This is a genomic window from Corynebacterium kroppenstedtii DSM 44385 (assembly GCF_000023145.1).
In the GTDB taxonomy this organism is placed as follows: domain Bacteria; phylum Actinomycetota; class Actinomycetes; order Mycobacteriales; family Mycobacteriaceae; genus Corynebacterium; species Corynebacterium kroppenstedtii.
Genome location: NC_012704.1, coordinates 172734 through 194480, shown reverse-complemented (window position 1 = coordinate 194480; position 21747 = coordinate 172734). Strand labels below are relative to the sequence as shown.

At 59.0% G+C, this 21747-nt stretch carries 17 protein-coding genes, 2 tRNA genes, 1 other RNA gene and 1 pseudogene; 16 read left to right on the top strand and 5 right to left on the bottom strand.

Annotation, left to right across the window (positions count from 1 at the left end; all coding sequences use genetic code 11):
* Positions 1-158: 158 nt before the first annotated feature.
* Positions 159-253: signal recognition particle sRNA small type (gene ffs, locus CKROP_RS11040), an RNA gene on the bottom strand.
* A gap of 191 nt (positions 254-444) precedes the next feature.
* On the opposite strand from ffs, the gene CKROP_RS00755 reads away from it, so the two are divergent.
* The 9 genes from CKROP_RS00755 to CKROP_RS00715 all read left to right on the top strand — a co-directional run bounded on the left by CKROP_RS00755 (position 445) and on the right by CKROP_RS00715 (position 9684).
* Positions 445-533, top strand: a tRNA-Ser gene (locus CKROP_RS00755).
* Between the two features lie 276 nt (positions 534-809).
* Entirely contained in the window at positions 810-1346 is a 537-nt protein-coding gene (locus CKROP_RS00750; RefSeq protein ID WP_012730829.1) for a hypothetical protein, read from the top strand.
* Positions 1347-1417: 71 nt separating this feature from the next.
* Positions 1418-2701, top strand: a complete 1284-nt coding sequence (locus CKROP_RS00745) for an aspartate aminotransferase type Ic (protein WP_052292309.1) — start codon at positions 1418-1420, stop codon at positions 2699-2701.
* Positions 2702-2744: 43 nt separating this feature from the next.
* Positions 2745-3446, top strand: coding sequence for a hypothetical protein (locus tag CKROP_RS10460; RefSeq protein WP_012730827.1), 702 nt, complete (start codon positions 2745-2747; stop codon positions 3444-3446).
* A 66-nt stretch (positions 3447-3512) separates the two neighbouring features.
* A complete protein-coding gene (locus CKROP_RS11035) occupies positions 3513-6485 on the top strand; it encodes a DNA polymerase III subunit gamma and tau (RefSeq protein WP_012730826.1) in 2973 nt (990 codons plus the stop codon).
* Between the two features lie 163 nt (positions 6486-6648).
* Complete coding sequence (locus CKROP_RS00730) at positions 6649-6951, top strand: YbaB/EbfC family nucleoid-associated protein (RefSeq protein WP_012730825.1); 303 nt, start codon at positions 6649-6651, stop codon at positions 6949-6951.
* Between the two features lie 112 nt (positions 6952-7063).
* A complete protein-coding gene (locus tag CKROP_RS00725) occupies positions 7064-7720 on the top strand; it encodes a recombination mediator RecR (RefSeq protein ID WP_012730824.1) in 657 nt (218 codons plus the stop codon).
* Positions 7721-7849: 129 nt separating this feature from the next.
* A complete protein-coding gene (locus tag CKROP_RS00720) occupies positions 7850-8227 on the top strand; it encodes a DoxX family protein (RefSeq protein WP_012730823.1) in 378 nt (125 codons plus the stop codon).
* Between the two features lie 44 nt (positions 8228-8271).
* Positions 8272-9684: an aldehyde dehydrogenase family protein gene (locus CKROP_RS00715; RefSeq protein WP_012730822.1), complete on the top strand. Its 1413-nt coding sequence runs from the start codon at positions 8272-8274 to the stop codon at positions 9682-9684.
* Between the two features lie 35 nt (positions 9685-9719).
* On the opposite strand, the gene CKROP_RS11795 is transcribed toward CKROP_RS00715, so the two are convergent.
* A complete protein-coding gene (locus tag CKROP_RS11795; RefSeq protein WP_012730821.1) occupies positions 9720-10796 on the bottom strand; it encodes a TIGR00730 family Rossman fold protein in 1077 nt (358 codons plus the stop codon).
* Between the two features lie 232 nt (positions 10797-11028).
* Between CKROP_RS11795 and CKROP_RS11625 the strand changes: the two genes are divergently transcribed.
* The 4 genes from CKROP_RS11625 (at position 11029) to eutC (ending at position 16111) form a co-directional block, all read left to right on the top strand.
* On the top strand, positions 11029-11343 hold the full coding sequence (locus CKROP_RS11625) for a threonine dehydratase (RefSeq protein WP_081429366.1): 315 nt from the start codon (positions 11029-11031) through the stop codon (positions 11341-11343).
* 1008 nt (positions 11344-12351) lie between these two features.
* Positions 12352-13878, top strand: a complete 1527-nt coding sequence (eat, locus tag CKROP_RS00695) for an ethanolamine permease (protein WP_012730818.1) — start codon at positions 12352-12354, stop codon at positions 13876-13878.
* Entirely contained in the window at positions 13878-15275 is a 1398-nt protein-coding gene (locus CKROP_RS00690) for an ethanolamine ammonia-lyase subunit EutB (RefSeq protein ID WP_012730817.1), read from the top strand. The genes eat and CKROP_RS00690 overlap by 1 nt, the downstream gene beginning before the upstream one ends.
* A complete protein-coding gene (gene eutC / locus CKROP_RS00685) occupies positions 15272-16111 on the top strand; it encodes an ethanolamine ammonia-lyase subunit EutC (protein ID WP_012730816.1) in 840 nt (279 codons plus the stop codon). The genes CKROP_RS00690 and eutC overlap by 4 nt, the downstream gene beginning before the upstream one ends.
* 13 nt (positions 16112-16124) lie before the next feature.
* On the opposite strand, the pseudogene CKROP_RS00680 reads toward eutC, so the two are convergent.
* A pseudogene (locus CKROP_RS00680) lies at positions 16125-17588 on the bottom strand (NAD-dependent succinate-semialdehyde dehydrogenase).
* Positions 17589-17776: 188 nt separating this feature from the next.
* Between CKROP_RS00680 and CKROP_RS00675 the strand changes: the two are divergent.
* A complete protein-coding gene (locus CKROP_RS00675; protein ID WP_041628709.1) occupies positions 17777-17959 on the top strand; it encodes a hypothetical protein in 183 nt (60 codons plus the stop codon).
* A gap of 104 nt (positions 17960-18063) precedes the next feature.
* On the opposite strand, the gene CKROP_RS00670 is transcribed toward CKROP_RS00675, so the two are convergent.
* Together CKROP_RS00670 and CKROP_RS00665 are read right to left on the bottom strand one after the other, a co-directional pair.
* On the bottom strand, positions 18064-19224 hold the full coding sequence (locus CKROP_RS00670) for an MFS transporter (RefSeq protein WP_012730814.1): 1161 nt from the start codon (positions 19222-19224) through the stop codon (positions 18064-18066).
* A 201-nt stretch (positions 19225-19425) separates the two neighbouring features.
* Positions 19426-19509 (bottom strand) — tRNA-Leu (locus CKROP_RS00665).
* A gap of 420 nt (positions 19510-19929) precedes the next feature.
* Between CKROP_RS00665 and CKROP_RS00660 the strand changes: the two genes are divergently transcribed.
* Positions 19930-20916: an FHA domain-containing protein gene (locus CKROP_RS00660; RefSeq protein WP_012730813.1), complete on the top strand. Its 987-nt coding sequence runs from the start codon at positions 19930-19932 to the stop codon at positions 20914-20916.
* Between the two features lie 318 nt (positions 20917-21234).
* A complete protein-coding gene (locus CKROP_RS00655; RefSeq protein WP_041628708.1) occupies positions 21235-21735 on the top strand; it encodes an FHA domain-containing protein FhaB/FipA in 501 nt (166 codons plus the stop codon).
* Positions 21736-21747 lie beyond the last annotated feature (12 nt).

The window sequence follows — 21747 nt, the reverse complement described above, 5'->3', positions numbered from 1 at the left end:
AGAAATTATTGTCGCAATGTTCTCGCGTCGGTTTAGACGACGGAGCTAGTCATCGGTTCCCACGAATATGCAATTCCCACGGTGTAGCCGTTCCCCACTACAACCAGCCGCAACACACCGTGGCGAGCCAACACCGTCCAGGCATAACGGCAGAAATAAAAAGGGGACCCCACGCACCCGTCAGAGCTCGCTGACCCTTGCTGCGTTCCCGCCCTGGGGGAGTTCACAAGATGGACGCCGCGCGGAATCCGGCCCCCATACTAACCCACAGAGGCGCATATTCCCACCCACCAGAGCAATCCCTCCCCTCCGCTGGGAAAATAGCGCACTACATGGCCGCAACATTCCCATTATCGACGCCCTACAAGGCCTGTTTTTGTCGATGCCCATAACATCCGGTAGGCTTGCCCACCGGAACGCGGACTTCAGGTGCGTTCCACGCTTGGAGGATTCGACTAGCGGCCTATGTCACACGCCTGGAACGCGTGCGGGTAGCAATACCCTCGTGGGTTCAAATCCCACATCCTCCGCCACAAAACCTAGCCATCCAGTAGACACTGGGCGGCTAGGTTTTTCGCATACACAGGGTTTCCGCCGGGTTATACGAATAGAAAGAACACGGGCCCAGCGGACCAGCCCAAGGGAACCTAACGCCCATGTCAGAGGGCTACACAGCCCCCACAACGAGGGGCAAAGAACACGCAATCGGGAACATTAACGCGGGCCAGAACACATAACGAATGAAAGCGCCGCACATGCGACGCCACCATTTACTTCCCTCACATCACTACTCACGAAGGGCCCGAAAAATGCTCCCCACCGCCTCATCACCCGCCACCTCCTCGCCGAGCACCCGCAAAAACTCCCACGTCATTCGTCGGAAAGTAATGGCTGTAGCAACCGCTGTGGCAGTCGTCGGCACGCTTGCTGCCTGCGGAAATGACGACGCTGATTCCGAACCCAGCACGATCACCAAGACCAAAACGACCGATCAGACCACGACGAAGACGGCCACCACAACCACTCGCACGACCACGCCGACCTACGACGACGAAACGACGACCGAGGAGTACACGCCTCGGCAGACGTACACAACGCAACAAGCACCAGCGCAAACGCAGGACACGGGCAATTACGACGACAGCTACGACGATGAAGACGCGGACGAAGACGTCCCAAACGCTGGTTGGAACGGCCCCAAGATGGAGTGGAGGACTCTCGGCCCATTCGGCTCCGGTATGGGGTGCGAACAAAACCGCGACAAGCAACCAATCCAAACAACCGCGTGCTACCGCGGAGATGACGGCAACTTCTACTACGAATCTGTAGTTCAGGCGCCTCGATAAAAAATCCTCTTCCCATGTCCGCACCACCCTGTACGATGAAAGTGAATCGCATGGTCTCAAGGAAGGTTCACATGTCACCGCAGGTCACACCGTCGAAAATTAACGTCGAAGCCCTCACCGGCTCCAAAGCCGACATCGAGCAGGCATACAACGAACTTAAGGCCAAGAACCTCGCGCTGGACCTGACCCGCGGCAAGCCTTCCTCTGAGCAACTGGACTTCGGCGACGAACTGCTCGGCCTTCCCGGCGCGGGCAACTACACCGCCGATGATGGCACCGATTGCCGCAACTACGGTGGCCTGCGCGGTATCGTCGATATTCGGAAAATTTACGCTGACCTGCTGGGACTCCCCGTTGACAACATCATCGCGGGGGACGCATCCAGCCTGAACATCATGCACGATCTGATCGTGTGGGCGTACATCTTTGGCACCCAAGATTCGCCGCGGCCGTGGAAAGACGAAGACACCGTTAAGTGGATCTGCCCGGTCCCGGGATATGACCGCCACTTCTCCATCACCGAGCACCTCGGGTTCGAGATGATCAACGTGCCGATGACGGATGAGGGGCCGGACCTCGACGCCGTTGCCGAACTTCTCAAAGACCCGCAGGTCAAAGGCATGTGGACCGTGCCAGTCTTCGGCAACCCCACGGGCATTAGCTACTCGCGGGAAACGTGCGAAAAGCTTGCGGCACTCGATGCGGCCGCATCCGATTTCCGTATCGTGTGGGACAACGCCTACGCCGTTCACACCCTCACCGACGAGTTCCCCGAGCCTATCAATGTTCTGGAGCTCGCCGAGAAAGCTGGGCACCCCAACCGTTTCTGGTTTATGACGTCCACGTCCAAAATCACCTTCGCTGGGTCGGGCGTGAGCTTCTTCGCCTCGTCGGCAAGCAACCTTGACTGGTACGCCAGCCACGCCGGGATCCGCGGCATCGGGCCGAACAAGATCAACCAGCTGGCCCACGCGAAATACTTCCACGATGCCGAGGGCGTCAAGGCCATCATGCGGAAACACTCCGCGTCGCTCGCGCCGAAATTCGCCGCCGTCGATAAAGTGCTCCACGAGCGGCTCGACGACTACAACGTTGCCACGTGGACAGAGCCCAAGGGTGGGTATTTTATTAGCCTCGACGTACCCGACGGCACCGCGTCGCGCGTCGTTGAGCTGGCTAAAGAGGCCGGTATTAAGCTCACCGAAGCTGGATCCAGCTTCCCGCTGCACAAGGACCCCGATAACCGCAATATCCGGCTCGCGCCCTCGCTGCCTCCCATCGAGCAGGTCGAAGAAGCCATGGATGGAGTGGCCACGTGTGTCCTCCTCGCAGCAGCGGAAGCCGCCGAGAAGTAGCCGACCCCGACCCCGACAACAGAGGTGAGCGCCCACCACGCCCATGAACCTACTGGAAACACAAACCTGGTTGGAATCCATCCTGCCTGGCGAAACGCACTGGACCAGCATCAAAGTCAGCCCAGATAGCCCACCGTTTACCGTGACCTCCCTCCTCATTAACGACGACGGAACGGCCGAACCCGTTGATTCCGCCGACGACAATGAGGAGCAGCCGCGCGGTCGGCACGCCAAAGTGGCCGATGACCTGCGGCAAACGCTCGCCTGTACGGCGGACGCGGGGCGATACTCCACCGGGCTGACCAGCCCAGATGGAATGGACGTGCGCGCTGAGCTGCTCGCAGTGGGCCTGGCCAGACCAGGCGAAATGGGGCAACTGGTCACTGCAGCGGCCACTATGCTCAGCGAAGAAGGATCCGGGCGCCTGGCTCAGCCAGGAACGTTCCTGCCAGGGCTGGGGGCCATGGTCAACCCCGCGTTCACCACGAAACACGGGCTGCTGGTTGTCCCCTACATTTGGCCCAAAGGGGTGCCGACTGTGACGGAGCATCCCGACCTCACCACGGCCGACGGGCAACCGGTTAATCCCACGCATCCGGGGCGTATGACGCTGATCGCCCAGATCATCATGCTCACCGAACAGGAATTCCTCCACGGCATGACACACGGGATCGACTCACTCCAGACCCGGCTTTCCGAAGGAGGGGCGGACCTCCGCGACCTCCGCCGAGCGAGCGTTATATGACTGCAGCTCAGGGGCGTAAAAATGCTAAGCCCACGGCGTGTCCTACCCGGGCGGTAGCATACACACGTGGCTCTTTACAGGAAGTACCGTCCCGCAACATTCGCCGACGTCGTCGGCCAAGAACACGTCACCGTGCCGCTCAGCCGGGCACTCGACGCCGGGCGCATCAATCATGCGTACCTGTTCTCCGGTCCCCGCGGCTGCGGTAAAACCTCCTCTGCCCGCATCCTCGCACGCTCACTCAACTGCGTACACGGGCCCACATCGACCCCCTGCGGGGAATGCGAATCCTGCCGAGCACTCGCCCCCGGCGGCCCCGGCTCCCTCGACGTCACCGAACTCGACGCAGCCAGCCACCGCGGCGTCGAAGACATGCGAGACCTCCGCGACCGAGCCATCTACGCACCCGCCGAATCCCGGTACCGCGTGTTCATCATCGACGAAGCCCACATGATCACCAAAGAGGGCTTCAACGCCCTACTCAAAATCGTCGAAGAACCACCCGAACACCTCGTGTTCATCTTCGCCACCACCGAACCCGAAAAAGTCCTGACCACCATCAAGTCCAGGACGCACCAATACCCGTTCCGACTCCTCGCGCCCAACGATATGCGCGGACTCCTGGAACGCATCTGCAGCGAAGAAAAAGTCCAAGTCGAAGACTCCGTCTACCCGCTAGTTATCCGCGCCGGCGGCGGGTCCCCCCGTGACTCGCTCTCCGTCCTCGACCAACTCCTCGCCGGGGCCGACGAGAACGGCATCACCTACGCCCACGCCGCCGGCGTTCTCGGAATCACCGACAGCGCACTCATCGACGCCGCAGTCGAATCCGTGGCCAACAATGACCCGGCCGGGCTCTTCACCACGATTAACAACGTTCTCGACGCCGGGCACGACCCGCGACGCTTCGCCACGGACCTCGTCGACCGCTTCCGCGACCTGCTCGTTCTTCAATCCATACCCGACGCATTCGACCAAGGACTTGTCGACGCGCCACTTGACCAGCGCGAAACCCTCGCCGACGAAGCGCAATCCCTCGGACCCGCCACACTCACGCGATGCGCGGCCGTCGTGAGTGATGGGTTGAACGAACTAAAAGGCGCCACATCTCCGCGGCTGCTCCTCGAGATCATGTGCGCGCGGATGGTCATGCCCGGCGCGGCCGACGGCATAGAAGCACTGTCCCAACGCGTCGAAGCGTTAGAAAGTGGCCAACCCACGGCAAGCCGTTCTACCAGCGACAATGGTCATCGGGTGGGGAGCACGAGTTCTTCTGCTTCTGAGGACGGTACTCGAGCTGCTGGTAGCGGTGCTGCTGATAATGGCGCTTCAGGATCTGATGCGAACGCGACTCCACCCCGGGCAAAAGGTGGCGGGCGGATCATTTGGCCGCGCAAGAATAAGAAAACTGAGACTCCGACGCCACAAACCTCGCCGTCCTCGGAAGCGAACACCGAAACGTCCCAGGAAGCTAAGGGCACGGAGCACCGAGACACAGGGAATGCGAAGCCCCAGGAGACCCAAAGCACCTCGTCAGGAGCACCTGAAACACCGGCATCACCGCAGGAAGACGCTGCGACGCCGTCGCAGGATGAGGCTGCAGCATCGTCGCAAGCTGAAGCTGCGCCATCACAAGAGTCTGTTGATCCGCGGACGATGGATCGGGAAACGCTCTCTAAATACTTGCGTGAGCAGGCGTTACAACAAGAGAGAGAAACCCGCGCCCGCGAAGCCGAAGAGCGTATGCACAGGATCGAGGAGAAGGAAGGCCCCGCCGTCGTCCTCCCCGAGAGCGAACGTTCTGCCGATGCGCAGAACACGCACGCCGACAGCGCACGTTCCGATGACACGCCCACCACGGGTTCCGAGAACAGTGAGACTACCGACACTAATGAAAATTCCGAGGCCAATGCAGGTCCCGAGGCTAACGGCCACGAGGATCAGCCCAGCGATACCGAAACAAACCAGCATGACCAACACGCCGATGCTGGTGTGGAAACGGATCAGGCAGACAGCGACACCACGGACCACGAAACTGGCCTCACGGCGGATGGACTCCGGCCACAATGGACACAGATCAAGCAGGCCGTCGGCAAGCGAAGCAAAGTTGCACAGGTCATGGTCAGCGAAGCTGTCATTCTTGGTGTCTTCCGCAACCACGTCGTCCTTGGTCACCACACCGGGGCGCTCGCGCAAAGGCTCAATGACCAGCACATCAACACGTCCATCGTGGACGCAATCACAGACGCCACCGGGCAAACAGTCACCGTTGAGGCGGTCATTGGTACCGACGACGCCGCCCTCCAACGATGGAAGGACGCTCACCCGGACCACCCTCGCTCAGCGGTAGCAGATAACTCCGCTGCTACCGCCACCACCGACACCGAACCCAGCGACGACACCGCAACCAGCGCCGACGCCGACAGCGGGAACGGCTCCGCGACTAGCGATATCGCGGGGACCACGTCACCCGCGTCGCCGGCCTCGCCCACGTCTATCCTGTCCGATTCTGCTCGCACCGCATTAACAGCAGCCGCAGCATGGAAAAAAGCGCAAGAACAACAGCAGTCCAACGCCGACGAGACCAGCCAAGGCCAGCGCGACGGGCATGCCCACCCACGACACGACGCCACACCACAATCACGGAACGGCCAGTCCCGCCCAACGCACACGCCACCCGCGGGACGGCGAGCGGACTCCCCGCAAGAATTCAGTGACGGATCGCCACTGCCACCCGAACCCGACGACCCCGATGGCTACGGGCCACCACCCGACGACTACTACCCCGCGTCAAACAATGCGCCCGCTGGCACCAGCGGTGACACCGCGAACACGAGAGGCAACTCCGACACAGGTGGTTCCAACACGGGCGTAGCCACCGCCGAAGCACCATCGTCGGAAAGCACCGAATACACGCAAGAAGAAGCCGAAGAAGAAATGGTCAACGCCACGCGCGACGACCCCAACTACGACCATCGCTCGGCTAAAGACATAGCCATGGAGCTCCTCATCAAGGAACTCGGCGCGCAACCGCTCTAGGCCCTTCCTTTAGCGGTGACGCCAACGGGAACTCCTCGCAACCGGGGCCACCCCTCCGGGGAGTCATGGCCAGCCGCAACCACCCTTGTCGCACATATTCGTTACACTGAACCGCGACAATGACACACCGACACGACGATCATTAACGACAAAGGAGACAACAATGGCAGAGCCCGACTTCAACGAAATCATGGCCCAAGCACAGCAAATGCAGGAAGAACTGCAGCGCGTGCAAGGTGAAATCGCGCAATCCGAAATCAGCGGCAGCGCAGGCAACGGCCTGGTCAAGGTCACCATGAAGGGTACCGGCGAGGTCACCAACGTCACCATCGACAAGTCCGTCGTCGACCCCGATGATGTCGACACTCTCCAAGACCTCGTCCTCGGAGCGCTCCAGGACGCCAACACCGCGTTACAGTCGTACGCGCAGGAAAAGATGGGCCCGTTCTCGCAGGCACTCGGCTAAAACATTCGGCTAAACCAATCGGCGCCTAAACGATTGGGCGCCTACAGCACTCGGCCTTAGCAAACCTAGCCACCCGCACGTACCCCACCTCACCCACGAAATCAGGACGTCGTTGTTCGAAGGACCACTCCAAGACCTCATCGATGAGTTCTCACGCCTACCCGGAATCGGCCCCAAAAGCGCCCAACGCATAGCGTTTCACCTGCTTCACACCGACCCCGACGACATCGACCGACTCCGGGCAGCGCTCACCTCCGTCCGCGACGGCATCACCTTCTGCCGCATCTGCGGAAACATCTCCCGCAACGACGTCTGCCGCATCTGCGCCGACCCCAACCGCGACGCCACCACCATCTGCGTCATCGAAGAACCCAAAGACATCGAAGTCATCGAGGCCACCGGCGAATACCAAGGGCGCTACCACGTCCTCGGCGGCGCGCTCGACCCCCTCGCCAACGTCGGACCCAAAGACCTCTCCATCACGCAGCTCCTCCAGCGCATCGCCGGAGTACTCCCCGACCGGGAAACCGCCGACTCCACACCCGACGAACCACGCTACGAAGACGCCCCCACCATCAAAGAAGTCATCATCGCCACCGACCCCAACACCGAAGGCGAAGCGACCAGTTCCTACCTCGCGCGGCTCCTCAAAGACTTCCCCGACCTCACCACCTCACGGCTCGCGTCCGGCATGCCCATCGGTGGAGACCTCGAATACGTCGACGAACTCACGCTCTCACGTGCACTCGCCGGACGGCTCCCGCTCTAGCAGGTGGAGAGCTGCCGCTCTAGCGCCCGCGTCAGAAGTGGCACAGGGCCCGGTCACAGGACGCCACCCGACCTAACAAAAATCCCCCCGGGACATGCGAAAACAGTAGCGTCGTGTTAGAACTGGGGTATGTCTTCTGATAAAGCCCGCTGGGGCCTCACCACCCTGTACACCGTCGCCGGATTCGGACACTTCGTCACACCCAAACCCTTCGAAGAGATCGTCCCCACCTACGCCCCCGGCACGGCACGGTTTTGGAACTACCTGTCCGGCGCGGGCGAACTCGGCACTGCCGCACTCCTCGCCGCACCCAATAACAAAGCTAACAAATACGGTGGCCTCATTTCCGCAGCTCTGCTCCTCGCCGTGTGGCCGGGCAATTTCGAGTCCGTCCGCCAACGCCTCGACCGGCCGTGGACGGAGCAGATCGGTTGGATAGCGCGCCTCCCGCTGCAACTTCCCATGATCCACGCGTCGTGGAAGATCTGGAAAGGAACAACGGACTGACCAGCCCTTCTGATAAACCCAGTCAAACCGTGTAAGACTGTGGTATGAGCACCTTTGCATTAGAAAATCCGAGTACAGGCAAGACAGAAGACCAATTTAACCGCATCGACGACGCTGACCGCGACAAGATCCTCGACCAATCCACCGAGGCTTACAAGCAGTGGAAAGAAACCTCCCTTGAAGAGCGCGTCAACGTCCTCAACAAAGTAGCTGACCTCTACGAAGAGCGCGCCGATGAGCTCGCCAGCTACATCGGTCGCGAAATGGGCAAGCTGACGCGGTGGGCCCAAGGCGAGATACAAATCGTCGTCAATATTTACCGTTGGTACGCCGAGCACGCCTACGAGCTCATGCAGGACACCGAGCTGCCCCGCCAGGGCGCGATCCGCACCTTCGTACGGCACGACCCGATGGGCCCAATCCTGGGTATTATGCCGTGGAACTTCCCCTACTACCAGGTTGCACGGTGGGCTGCACCGAACCTCCTGCTAGGAAACTCCCTCGTGCTCAAGCATGCCTCCATCTGCCCGCTATCCTCCCAGGCATGCCAGGACCTGCTCGAAGAGGCCGGTCTGCCCAAGGGCGTCTTCATCAACATGTACGCCTCCGGTTCGCAAATGGACGCCTTTGTCGCCGACAAGCGCATTAAGGGCGTGTCGCTCACCGGTTCCGAAGCGGCCGGTGCAGCCGTCGCCAAGACCGCTGGCGAGAACTACAAGAAGTCGCTGCTCGAATTGGGCGGTAACGACCCATTCATCGTTCTTGACGACGACAACCTCGACGACGTCCTGGACAACTTCGTGAAGATCCGTATGTACAACACGGGCCAGGCGTGCAACGCGCCGAAGCGGCTGATCGTCATGGAATCCTTCTACGACAAAGTTGTCTCCGGCTTGGAAGAGCGCATCAGCAAGATGACCGTCGGCCCGTGGGATGACGAGAAGGCCGACATCGGCCCGCTGTCCTCGATCGACGCCCGCGATGGCATTGCCGAGCGACTGGACAAGGCCGCTAAGGAAGGCAAGGCCACCATCAAGGTGGGTGGACACGCGCTGGATCGTGATGGTGCCTACATGGAGCCCACCCTTCTTACCGACGTTGACCCCGCGTCGGACGTCGGATGCAACGAAATCTTCGGGCCGGTTGCGATTGTGTACCCCGCGAAGGATGCCGACGAGGCTGTTCACATCGCGAATGATTACTCCGACTACGGGCTGTCCGGCTCCGTGTGGGGCTCTGACCTGGACAAGGCTTGGGAAGTGGCCAGCCAGTTGAAGGACGGCATGACGTTCGTGAACGAATCATCCGTCACCGAGGCGGGCCTGCCATTCGGCGGTGTTGGCCGCTCCGGATACGGCCGTGAGATGGAACGGTGGGGCGTTAAGGAATTCGCTAACGAGCACCTCTTCCGCATCAGCGAAGGCCCGAACGGTGGAGGACTTTCCCCGGCAATGTAGTTGCTGGCGAGGGGGAGATCGGCGTGCGCTGACCTCTAGCCCCACTTCGGGGCCGGAGGGACCCAGGTGTCAACCTTCTCATACAGCTCGCGTGGGGTATCCGCAATAATGAGCGACTCCAAATACGCAGAGCTTAAGAAACCCTCCGCCACCATGTGTTTAATGGCGCTGATCAGTGGATCCCAATAACCGTTCACATTGAGTAGCGCCACAGCGTGCTGCGTGTAGCCCAGTTGCTGCTGGGTCCACGCATCAAAAAGCTCGTCGACAGTGCCTGCACCTCCGGGGAGTCCGACGACGATATCGGCTAATTCCCCCATCCGCGTTTTACGCGCAGACATCGTGGGCACGAGTTCTAAGCGCGTCAACCGGTCGTGGGCGATTTCCCCACGCGCCGGAGTGGGCACCGTCCCATCAGCCCGCGGAATCACATACGAACGTCCGCCCTGGTTAAACCCATTAGGGCCATCCACACCGGCCAGCAAATAGGGGATGACGCCGATACACAACGTCCCATCCTCAGCGGCGGTATCCCCCACAACCCCCATGAGGCCCGCGCGCCCGCCACCATAAACAACGTGGTCATTGTGCGCGCCAATGGAATGCACCAGCGACTCCACGGCCTCCCGATAGACCGGATTATTCCCCAACGCCGAACCGGTGAACAGGAGAAACCCGCGCCCATATAACTGCGGCACCACCTCACGCGTCAGAGGCGCGATAGGTTCGCGTTCGGTTTTAATATCCTCGCTGGTAAACCAGTGCGCCGCGTCGATCTCAGCATGCGGGGTTACGTCATGCGCGTCGTTATTGTCATTATTGCCGACATCGGTGTCGTCGCCATCGTTATCGTCGTCGGCGCTATTATCCCAGCGCAGCGAGCCGTCGAGCGTAAAAACGTCGGCAAGTAGTTGCGTGTTGGCCTCATTAGCAGCGTTTGTTCGGAACGTGCCGACGAAGGTCAGGTCTTCTGTTCCAACGCGGAGGTTTAGTTCTTCATCGAGTTCGCGAATGAGCGTTTGATCTGGGGTTTCGCCCTGGCTCGGGCTTGCCGCCAGGGAACATAAATGCGGTTGTGCCTTTCTTGCGGACGAGTAAGAACTCGCCGTCACGATTCCGGATGATTGCGGCGCTCACGCGAATGATTGGCATAGGTTGCGAGTCTAACAAAGGGGTATGGCGGAGGATCGGACTCTAACTTGGCGCTAATCAGTTTTCAATAAGAGATCCTGTGATTCCTTTTCCAGCTATTTTCCATATGTGGTGAATGTCGTTAAGATCGGAGTTGAGTAACGCGCGGAGTGTATCCGTAGCGTCGATAAACGCACAGGAAGGTTGCGCACTATGACTGCTGAGCACGTCATTCACGAGAATCACACCCACGAGCATGGTCCGGGTTGCGGCCACGTTGCCATCCCTCACGGTGACCACGTCGACTATGTACACGACGGTCACCTCCACCACAAGCACGAGGACCACTGGGACGAATGCACCACTGAAGGACACACGATCCACGAGAACCACCCTCACGAGCACGGTCCGGGTTGCGGCCACGTTGCCATCCCTCACGGTGACCACGTTGACTACCTGCATGACGGTCACCTCCACCACAAGCATGAAGACCACTGGGATGAGTGTGGCCATCTGACCTGTAGCTAAAAGCTGCACGAGGTAACGCACGGTAAAACAACAAGAAAGAAGCGCCGTACCTTGCTCCCCAGCAGGTACGGCGCTCCTTTTGTCCCATTGCTCCCTCGAGGATCGAAATGAATCACCAAACTTTCAGGTCGTGAGAAGGGCTGATGCCTCTCTGTTCCGTTTACAAGACACAAGTTACGAAGCGTACCTGGACAAACAACAAAACGAACCTGTGTGGTTACTGAGAAAACCGAAGAGAGTATGGAGGTGTCGCCGCAGGTTATCGAGAAGGTGTGTGGATGGCGGCTAAAAGCCCATAAGCTCACCGCCCTGGACCTCCACAAAGCTCAACGGTTAGCCGTCGTTGTACTCTTCGGGAAAATACACAGCCTCTTTGATGTGATGCTGTATTTTCGTCCTCACTTAACCTTTTCCACATTTTGACCATGCCGGGCGTTAAGTAGCGATGATCGGAAATGACGATGCAGTCGCTCTCGTTATTGCCCATAGAGAAACTATAAATCCGATACTGGCCAGCTGCCTTCAGTTTCTCTACTTCCCCTGTTTGCGACGTACCCCTCTGTGCGCTCGCGAACTGCCAACAGTGTGTTCGTAGGGCAGTCCCCTTACAGCGGCCATACCGCCCCTCGCACACATGAAAGGAGCGCCGCACCTTGCTCCCCAGCAGGTACGGCACTCCTTTTGTCCCATTGCTCCCTCAAGGATCGAGATGAATCACCAAACTTTCAGGTCGCGAAAAGCGTGAGCCGCTTTTCTGTTTCTACGTTCTCTGTTTCGCTTACGAGATTTAACCTACGAAGCCCACCTGGATAAACAACAAAACAAACCTGTGGAATCACTGTAAAAATCTGCGCTTTCTTGAGAACGCCGATCTCCCGTCGCCGGGGTCAAGTCCTCCAACACCACCACCCACCCCGTGTTACCCCGCCGTAACACAAACTCAGAAAAGCAACGCTTCCGCAACATGGCAGCAACGGGACAGAGAGAAAGCGCACCTACCGTCTCACTATGACCGCAACACTTGAGACCACTACACAGCTATCGACCCATTTGAAACAGGGTTCCTTCAACTGGGTTGTCCTGGCTGGACTCGGCGTATCGTTCGTCATCTCGGGGGACTTCGCCGGTTGGCAGTTCGGACTCGGCTCCGGCGGCTGGGGTGGCCTTTTCTGTGCTCTCCTCATCGTTGCGGTGCTGTACATGGGCATGTGTCTGGCCCTCGCGGAGCTGTCGGCCGCCCTCCCCTCAGCGGGCGGTGGCCACCTGTTTGCGCAGGTAGCAGTGGGTGATTTCGCCGGTTTCATGACGGCGATCGCCATTCTGTTGGAGTACGTGCTGGCCCCCGCCGCCATCGCAACCTTCATCAGCAGTTATGTTGAATCCCTCCACATCCCGGGCGTTCCCGCAGGTTGGCCCATTTATCTCTTCTGCTACATCGCGGTGGTGGTTGTCCACCTGGCAGGCGCCGGCGAGGCCCTCAAAGCGATGTGCGTCGTCACCATCATCGCCGTCGCTGCACTGGTGCTGTACACCGTGGTGATGGCCCCGCACGTGCATATCAGCGCGTTCACCGATGGCTGGTCGGGAGCATCATCCCACACTGCACCCGGTACGCCTGACCGCATTTCTCTTTTCGATGGTGGCTTCGCGGGAATTTGGGCGGCTATTCCTTTCGCCATGTGGTTCTTCCTGGCCATCGAGGGCGTTCCGATGGCTGCCGAAGAGGCGAAGGACCCGGCGCGATCGGTTCCGAAGGCGATCGTCGTCGCAATGATGATCCTGTTAGTGGCGGCTATCACGATGATGGTCGTGGGGCCGGGTGCCGCGGGCACTGGCGTGGTGGCCGAGTCGGGAAATCCGCTGGTGGCCGCCCTTGAGCGCGTCGGCGCGAACCATGCCGTTGTGGTGGCCATCAACTACGCGGCCTTGTTGGGCCTGGTGGCGTCGTTCTTTTCAATCATTTATGGCTATTCGCGGCTAACGTTTTCGCTGTCCCGTGCCGGTTTGCTTCCCGCTTTCTTATCGACGACGAACCGACGCGGCGCGCCGACGTGGGCGTTGATTGTCCCTGCGTGCGTGGGTTTTGCGTTGACGTTGGTGGCGGATGGTGACGCTCTGATGTCTGTTGCTGTGTTTGGTGCCGTGGTGTCGTACGCATTGATGATGGTGGCGCATATTGTGTTGCGGGTGCGGCGCCCGGAGTTGCCGCGGCCGTACCGGACGCCCGGTGGCGTCGTGACCTCGGGTGTTGCGTTGGTGTTGTCGCTGGGCGCGGTTGTGGCAACGTTCATGAATGCGCCTGTGCTCGCCGGATGTGCGTTGGGTGTGATGGCGCTGGCAGCCGTCGGATACGCAGTGTGGGGCCGGAATACATCACCGGTGGATATTGCGCAGGAGCGTGCAGCGCGGGAACGTGCTAGGCAGGAACGCCCCGAGCGGGACTTGAGAGCGCGCGACCTGGAGGCACCTGACCTGCAAACTCCCGCCCACACCCCGCGCACAACCACCATCCTCCAGGCCGAGGAGGTCCGCTAATGTTTTCCCAACACCTAGCTGGACACACCTACTCATTCGACTCCTTAACAGAGGTGATGGCGAAGGCGTCACCTATCCGCTCGGGCGACCAACTGGCCGGATGCGCCGCCAATTCCGCGGCCGAGCGCGTCGCCGCCGCCATGGTGCTGGCAGACGTGGGACTCAGCGAGTTCCTCCGTCGCCCACTCATCGAAGATGCCGTCACAGACCTCATCCACCGAACCCACGACTCCGACGCGTTTCGCCCGCTCGCGCATATGACCGTAGGCTCATTCCGCGAATACCTCCTGGAACAGGCCTATCGCGGCGCCGACATCTCCTCGTTGGCGTGGGCATTAACACCAGAGATGGCCGCGGCTGTCTCCAAACTGATGAGCAATGGCGAGCTGATCGCGGTCTCCGCCGCGTTGAGCGTCGTCACGAAATTCCGCACAACACTGGGTTTACCTGGCTGTTTGTCGTCGCGCCTACAACCCAACCACCCCACCGATGACCCCGCGGGTGTGGCGGCCAGTGTCCTCGACGGGCTGCTGTTTGGGTGCGGCGACGCGGTGGTAGGCATTAATCCGGCCGGCGATTCCCCCGAAGCGGTCCGTGACCTGCTGCTTCTGCTCGACGAGGTGCGGCGGCGGTACTCCATCCCCATGCAGTCGAGCGTGCTCACACATATCTCGACGACGATTGACCTCATGGAGGCCGGCGCGCCCGTGGACCTGCCTTTTCAATCAATTGCGGGGACGCAGGGAGCGCTGCGGTCCTTCGGGGTGTCGCTCGACATGCTGGCCGAAGCAGAGCAGGCCGCGGACGAATTGCACCGAGGAACCGTCGGCACGAATGCTTTGTATTTTGAGACCGGCCAGGGATCGTGCCTGTCGGCGGGTGCGAACATCGGTGTCGATGGGCCGGTTGACCAGCAAACTTTGGAGGCTCGCGCGTACGGGGTGGCGCGTGCGTATCGGCCGCTGTTGGTTAATACGGTGGTGGGGTTCATCGGGCCCGAATACCTGTACGACGGTAAGCAAATTATCCGGGCGGGGCTAGAGGACAATTTCTGCGGCCGGCTCCTGGGCATTCAAATGGGGTGCGACGTGTGCTACACCAACCATGCCGAAACGGATAGCGACGATATGGACACGCTCCTGCACCTTCTGGCCGCGGCGAACACCGGTTTCGTTATTGCCGTTCCGGGTGCCGACGACATCATGCTGGGCTATCAGTCTCTGTCCTTCCATGACATCGCGCAGGTTCGCGCCACCATGGGCAAACGGCCGGCGCCCGAATTCGAAGAGTGGTTGCACACAACCGGGGTCACGGATGAGGCCGGTTTACTTGCCGACGACGGACCTGCGCCTGCGCTCTCACCCGAGCATGCGATCGAATTGGGGTGGACATCATGACGAGGCAGCTCGACGTCACGACCACGGGTGGCGATGCCGGCCGCGCTAAGGACGATCATCGTCCCGACGCGTGGGCGAGAGTCCGTGATCTCACCCCGGCGCGGATCGGGTTAGGCAGACACGGCGCAGCCCAACCGACCTCATCGAAACTATCGTTCGCAGCAGCTCACGCTGCCGCACGCGATGCTGTTCATTCAAGTCATGCCGGTGGCGCGGATGATTCGGGTGACGCGGGTAGTTCCGGCACCACGAACGGACTTTCTTTCCTTGCCGACGCATCGCTCGTGCGGTCACGCGCCGGGAATCGGTCTGAGTATTTACGACGCCCTGACCTGGGACGACTCCCCAATGATGAGGATCTGGAGAAACTGCCCACTCGTGAGGCCGGATGGGATGTGGGGATAGTCATGGCGGATGGCCTCTCCCCCGATGCGCTGTCCTATCACGGGAAAGCCACGGAAGAGGCGTTGCGAGATACGCTTCACCGCATCTGCCCGGAGCTCTCCATTGCCCCCACCGTTAGAGCTGACCAAGCGCGGGTCGCGTTGGGCGATCACATTGCGCACGCCATGAACATGCGCGTGGTTGTCGTCATTATCGGCGAGCGTCCGGGGCTTTCGGTGCCATATTCGCTAGGCATGTACATCACGTATAACGCGTCACCGGGGACGACCGACGAGCGGCGGAACTGCATTTCCAACATTCACCCGCCGGACGGGCTGAGTTATGACCACGCGGCATTCACCGCGGCCGACCTCATCTCGAAAATGATGAAATTGGGGAAATCGGGTGCGGCGTTGAAAGCGACGCGGCAAGCTATTTCCAGTTCCAGCTAACGAGTTCGCACCTCTACTCCGTCGGCATCGCGATATAGCGAACCTCCTGGTACTCCTCAATGCCGGCGTTTCCGCCTTCGCGGCCCAGGCCGGACTGCTTCACGCCACCAAATGGAGCCGCGGCGTTGGATAGCACTCCCACATTCAACCCGGCCATTCCAGCCTCGAGGTCCTCCGAGAACCGCAGCGCGCGCTGGACATTCGTCGTAAATAAATAGGATGACAATCCATATTCAGTATCGTTGGCTAACTCAAGTGCCTGGCTTTCCGTCGAGAATGTTGTAATCGGGGCGACGGGTCCAAAAATTTCCTCACTGAATACTCGCGCATCGGTTGGAACGGGGTACAGCACCGTCGGCTTGTAGAAATAGCCTTTGCCGCCGAGGGGCTCGCCGTCACAGAGCACCTTCGCGCCCTTCTCTTTAGCATCATCAACTAAAGCGGCAACGTTATCCAGGGCTTTCTTCTCAATCAGAGGGCCACACGTGGTGCCCTCATCCAATCCATTTCCGCAGGTCAGATTACCCATCGCCTGGGCCAGTTTCTTCGAGAACTCCTCGGCCACCGACTCATGCACAATAAACCGGTTCGCAGCGGTACAAGCCTCCCCCATGTTCCGCATCTTTGCAGCCATCGCGCCCTCAACAGCCTTGTCCAGATCGGCGTCGTCAAAAACGACAAACGGAGCATTGCCGCCCAGCTCCATCGAGGTGCGCAACACATTCTTCGAAGCAGCCTCGAGCAGGTGCTTACCGACGCCGGTCGAGCCGGTGAACGACATCTTGCGCAAGCGCGAATCCTCCATGATCGGCTCCGACACTGAGGACGCGGATTTCGACGGCACTACATTGACGACGCCCTCCGGCACGCCGGCCTGGCGCAGCAGCTCAATGAAGTACAGCGAGGTGAGAGGCGTCAGGCGCGCAGGCTTCAACACGACGGTGCAACCGGCGGCCAGCACTGGGCCGATTTTGCGGGTGCCCATCGCGAGCGGGAAATTCCACGGAGTAATGAGGAAACATGGACCCACGGGGCGGCGAGAAACCAGGAATCGTAGAGTGCCCTCCGGGCTCGTGGAATATTGACCACCAATGCGGTTGGCCTCCTCGGAAAACCAGCGGAGGAACTCCCCTCCATAAGTCACCTCACTGCGGGATTCCGCGAGGGGCTTCCCCATTTCGAGCGTCATCAACGTGGCTAATTCCTCAGAGTTCTCTTGAACCAGGTCAAACGCCTTTTTCAGGATTGAGCTGCGCTTACGGGTCGACGTATGCGACCACTCTTATTGAGCATCGGATGCCGCGTCAAGAGCCTTAATGGCATCATCGCCAGTTGCGCTAGCCACGGTTGCAATGACCTCACCGGTGGCAGGGTTCTCAACATCAAACGTGTCTGAGCTAGACGAATCAACCCACTTCCCATTAATAAACAACTGGGTGGGAGTTTTCGCTATCAGCTCTTTCGGATCAATAGACACAACGACGCCTTTCAGATTGATTGTCACAGGTCGATTGACTGTCACATGTAGGGATAAGTGCCAGGGTAATCCCCGTTACACTTTTGCGTCGGGAAAGCGGAATAGCGGAGAAAACACTGCTCCACCGGAATCAGAGGAGATATTATTACAACGATTGTCACTACGCCGGCACATTGGAGATAAAAATAATGGCAATACACGTCCATGCAACAGTCGAACCGGATGGAGAATTGTGGCTTGTCACCATCCCTAAGTACGACATTTTCGGTCAGGCAAATCGACGTGAAGATGGGGAAGCCGTTGCAAAAGAAATTACCGCATTATGGTTTGATACCGAAGAAGAAAACATCGAAGTTACCCTCGATAACTAAAAGCACAAGGAGCGGACCCCCGTTTTCTCATCTTTTGCCATCGGCTTTCTTATAACGGGGAAACTTATAGCGGGGGAATATCGCCATTGTCGTTATCTCCCCCATTACCGACGCTTACTACTGCGTAGTAAAAACACATTGCTTATAGCAAAAGCGGCGACGACGGCACACACGGTGGCAACAGCATAAGGTTGACCGCCCACAATTCCTGCCGCGAGAGCCGGGACGGCCGTGGCCACGTAACCGACCACGTAGTACGTCGACACTGTCTTGGCTTTATCGGATCGTGGCGATAGTTCGGCTGTGCCAGCCAACGAAGTGCGAAAACTGATTCCCTGCCCAATACCTGAAATACAGATGCCGAACCAGGCCACGATGGGCTCGCCAATGATGAGGGACACCGCGGTGGATCCCAGGCCCACCACCAAAATAATCATTCCAGCCGCCAAACTTGGCTCGCGGGGAAGAAATGCCATCCCAATTTGAGTTACCGCGGAGACCGCAAGCATGAGAAACGTCGTAAAGGCCATACCCAGTTGGCTGGATACTCCTAAGCCTTTCATGCTTAGTGGGACGACAGACTGGAAAAGCCCGTTTGTACCGTAGGCAACGCCAATGGCGACGGCGAAGGGAATGAAAGCAGACACGAGATTCTTCGGAACACCGATCTGAACTTTCAGACTCAGCCGTCCTCGATTCTCGAGAGTTTCGGTGATTAATAACACCAATGCACCGGCTACAACCGTCAGAATTCCGTAAATGATGAAAGGAATTCTTAGGGGTAACCCCGAATGTAAGGCAATGACCGCGCCAAACAAAGGCCCGAGAGCCAAGCTCAATGATGTGTAAATCGTGCTCAGAAGGGCGCCTAAGGCGGGAGATATCGCCTCTTGCAGAGCTGCCGTAAATGCACCAGTGCATAACCCCACCGATAACCCGGATAGCGTGCGGGCAATACACAAACCAGGGAAATTAGTTGTCAGTGTAAAGGTCACACTCGAGGCCAGCGAGAGAGCAACACACGTCAAAATAACTGGTTTTCTTCCCACAGTGTCAGAAACGTGGCCAAACAATAAGGCAATAACCACACCGACGACATAAAAAGAAAAGAAGACGACAGTTGAGCTGGAACCCAGCCCCCAATCCCGCTGATATATCGAATACAACCCCGACGGAATCGTCGACCCGAGTACGACCATCGTCATTCCGTACGACAGTGCTACACCGTCATAAAGTCGTCGCACCGTAGCATTCATCGCGCTCATATCCCGACTCCCTCACAGATCGTCAACCCACGTCGATCAAGCCCTACTCCGTCCTCCAGCATGAAGTTAGGTTTCTTTAGGGAACACTGTATCTAAGGAATCAACGACGGTGAGGGGAAACTGGAAGAATGCGAAAGTCCCCGTCGGCTGAAACCCTTGCAGGATCACAACCAACGGGGACTAACACTCACAATGAAGTTGTGGGCGAAGGGGGACTTGAACCCCCACGTCCGTAAAGGACACTGGCACCTGAAGCCAGCGCGTCTGCCATTCCGCCACTCGCCCGAAACAACGCACGTCAGTTTAGCACGACGCCCCACGTCGAAAACAAAAGAGCAGGTCACAGGCTTGCAAAAGTTCACAAACTAGTCCAAGGACTCGCCGAAAACACCCCTATACCTCTTAATATATCGGCTTCATATCTCATACATTCCTTCTTCATATCGCGCACAATCCCGTCGATAGTGATCGAACTAGACGAAAAACCTGGACGTAGTACGCTGCTCTCCTATGTATTTACGAAAGAAATTCGTATAATGACCTGAACTTCTCTCAAATGGCATAGCGTAGAGAACAACACGGTCACATCAAGAACGATGGCAGATCAGGGAAGAACCGCGGCTGACCACACACTGTTTGCCATCAGCCGCACATGAGTGCAGCCCTGGATTTTCGCGCGATGCCAAGAAAGGTGTCCCAGTTCATATGGATATGCTCGGGCGTTTCCGAAAGCTCGATAGCTCCCTGCAACGCGGCATGGATAATGGATTCGCGCGCGTCTTCGGCGGATCCGTCGTGCCTGCTGAAATTGAGGAACTCTTGAAGCAAGAGGCCGAGGATTCCTTGGTTTATGGACCCCACGGCACTCTATATGCCCCCGACCGGTACGTCGTCTACCTTGCAGCAAAAGACTTAGACAAAATTAACGACGCCGATCCGGACCTGAACTTCGACCTCTCTGACCTGCTTGGACGCTTCATCCGCAACGAAGGATGGCGCACGTACGAAGCCGTCACTGTGGACCTCAAGAGCGACAAAGGCCTGCACACCGGCCAGCTCAAGTGCCACTCCTCCGTGTCGGAGCACCAGGATGCGCGGCCAGTGAGCCCGCCCACCGAGGTCTACGCATCACAACACAACAACTCCGCCAACCAGGATCAGCCGGGGCAGGCCGGACAGCCAGAGGGACAATCCGGCTACCCTCACAGCGTCGACTCTGACAGCTACCGCCATGCACAAGCGTGGTCCGAAGTTGCCGACGCCGCCGACACCGCTAACCCCGCCCCTGGAACCGGGCACGTCTCCCCCGCCGATGCCGCAGCAGCGCCGAACGCACAGGACAACGGCGGGTATGTCCCAGGACAAGCGTCGGTAAGCGGACAGGCAAACGAACAAGCGGCCGTCACCCTCTTACTGCAAGACGGGTCCTCCCGGACATATCACGTACACGAAGGAACAAATATCATCGGGCGTGGTAACCAGGTGGATTTCCGCCTCCCAGATACCGGCGTTTCGCGGCGACATGCCGAACTCGTGTGGGACGGGAAGGAGGCCGTCCTGGTGGACCTGCACTCCACCAACGGCACCACTGTCAACGACACCCCGATCGACAACTGGCTGCTGGCTGACGGAGACGTCATCACCGTCGGACACTCTTATATAGAGGTGCGAATCAACACGCCTCAGAAGTAGAGCCGAGGAGGTAAAGCGGGAGTGCGAACTCAGAAGTCCGCGGCGTGAGAAAATTAGCTCGGCGCAGACCAAGCTCAGCGGCGGTACCGTCGTCGATAGTGGTGTGAATACCGACGCCGACACCGTCGAAAAGCTTTACCGCACCTCTACGAACACGGGCTTTATGCTGCGGGGTTGGCGCGCGGGTACACCAAAGAAGGTAAAGTAGGGCACGACTTGAATCGGTGGGGTGTCCAGGTGTGCCTGTAAGCTCACTATCCAGCTGGCGCACATGGAGCCACGACCGATGCTGCTGCACAACCAAGGAGGATGCCCACCATGCAAAGCACGGTGTTGTTTCTCGTTAAACTAGCCATCCTCATCCTGCTCTGGCTCTTTATCGCGCTCACCCTGCGCGCTCTCAAACGGGATTCGGCTACACCCTCAGCCACCGTACTCGCGGCACCCGCCGTAGCAGCGCCCCAAGGCGGCCCTGACCCCACCGTCGCCCCCAACGCCGACGGCAGACGAAACCAGCGGAATAAGGCCCCAATCTCGGAACTCGTCGTGACCAACGGGCCCCAGAGAGGACAAATAATCGACCTGACGTCGCAATCCGAAGTGTTCGTCGGACGAGCATCATCGTGCACACTTGTCCTCAGCGACGACTACGCTTCATCCCGTCACGCACGGTTCATCCGCAACGGAAACGACTGGTTCGTGGAAGACCTAGAATCGCGCAACGGAACATACCTCAACGAACAACGCATCGACCAGCTAGAAACCCTCACCCGCGGAGATGCCATCCGCGTCGGCCGAACCACACTGCACGTGCAGTAGGAAGGGATCATT

What these genes read in the sequence shown, in the direction of transcription:
- CKROP_RS00750 (WP_012730829.1), top strand. Translation starts at nt 810, where the DNA reads ATGCTCCCCACCGCCTCATCACCCGCCACCTCCTCGCCGAGCACCCGC.
- CKROP_RS00745 (WP_052292309.1), top strand. Translation starts at nt 1,418, where the DNA reads ATGTCACCGCAGGTCACACCGTCGAAAATTAACGTCGAAGCCCTCACC.
- CKROP_RS10460 (WP_012730827.1), top strand. Translation starts at nt 2,745, where the DNA reads ATGAACCTACTGGAAACACAAACCTGGTTGGAATCCATCCTGCCTGGC.
- CKROP_RS00730 (WP_012730825.1), top strand. Translation starts at nt 6,649, where the DNA reads ATGGCAGAGCCCGACTTCAACGAAATCATGGCCCAAGCACAGCAAATG.
- CKROP_RS00720 (WP_012730823.1), top strand. Translation starts at nt 7,850, where the DNA reads ATGTCTTCTGATAAAGCCCGCTGGGGCCTCACCACCCTGTACACCGTC.
- CKROP_RS00715 (WP_012730822.1), top strand. Translation starts at nt 8,272, where the DNA reads ATGAGCACCTTTGCATTAGAAAATCCGAGTACAGGCAAGACAGAAGAC.
- CKROP_RS11625 (WP_081429366.1), top strand. Translation starts at nt 11,029, where the DNA reads ATGACTGCTGAGCACGTCATTCACGAGAATCACACCCACGAGCATGGT.
- eat (WP_012730818.1), top strand. Translation starts at nt 12,352, where the DNA reads ATGACCGCAACACTTGAGACCACTACACAGCTATCGACCCATTTGAAA.
- CKROP_RS00690 (WP_012730817.1), top strand. Translation starts at nt 13,878, where the DNA reads ATGTTTTCCCAACACCTAGCTGGACACACCTACTCATTCGACTCCTTA.
- eutC (WP_012730816.1), top strand. Translation starts at nt 15,272, where the DNA reads ATGACGAGGCAGCTCGACGTCACGACCACGGGTGGCGATGCCGGCCGC.
- CKROP_RS00675 (WP_041628709.1), top strand. Translation starts at nt 17,777, where the DNA reads ATGGCAATACACGTCCATGCAACAGTCGAACCGGATGGAGAATTGTGG.
- CKROP_RS00670 (WP_012730814.1), bottom strand. Translation starts at nt 19,224, where the DNA reads ATGAGCGCGATGAATGCTACGGTGCGACGACTTTATGACGGTGTAGCA.
- CKROP_RS00660 (WP_012730813.1), top strand. Translation starts at nt 19,930, where the DNA reads ATGGATATGCTCGGGCGTTTCCGAAAGCTCGATAGCTCCCTGCAACGC.
- CKROP_RS00655 (WP_041628708.1), top strand. Translation starts at nt 21,235, where the DNA reads ATGCAAAGCACGGTGTTGTTTCTCGTTAAACTAGCCATCCTCATCCTG.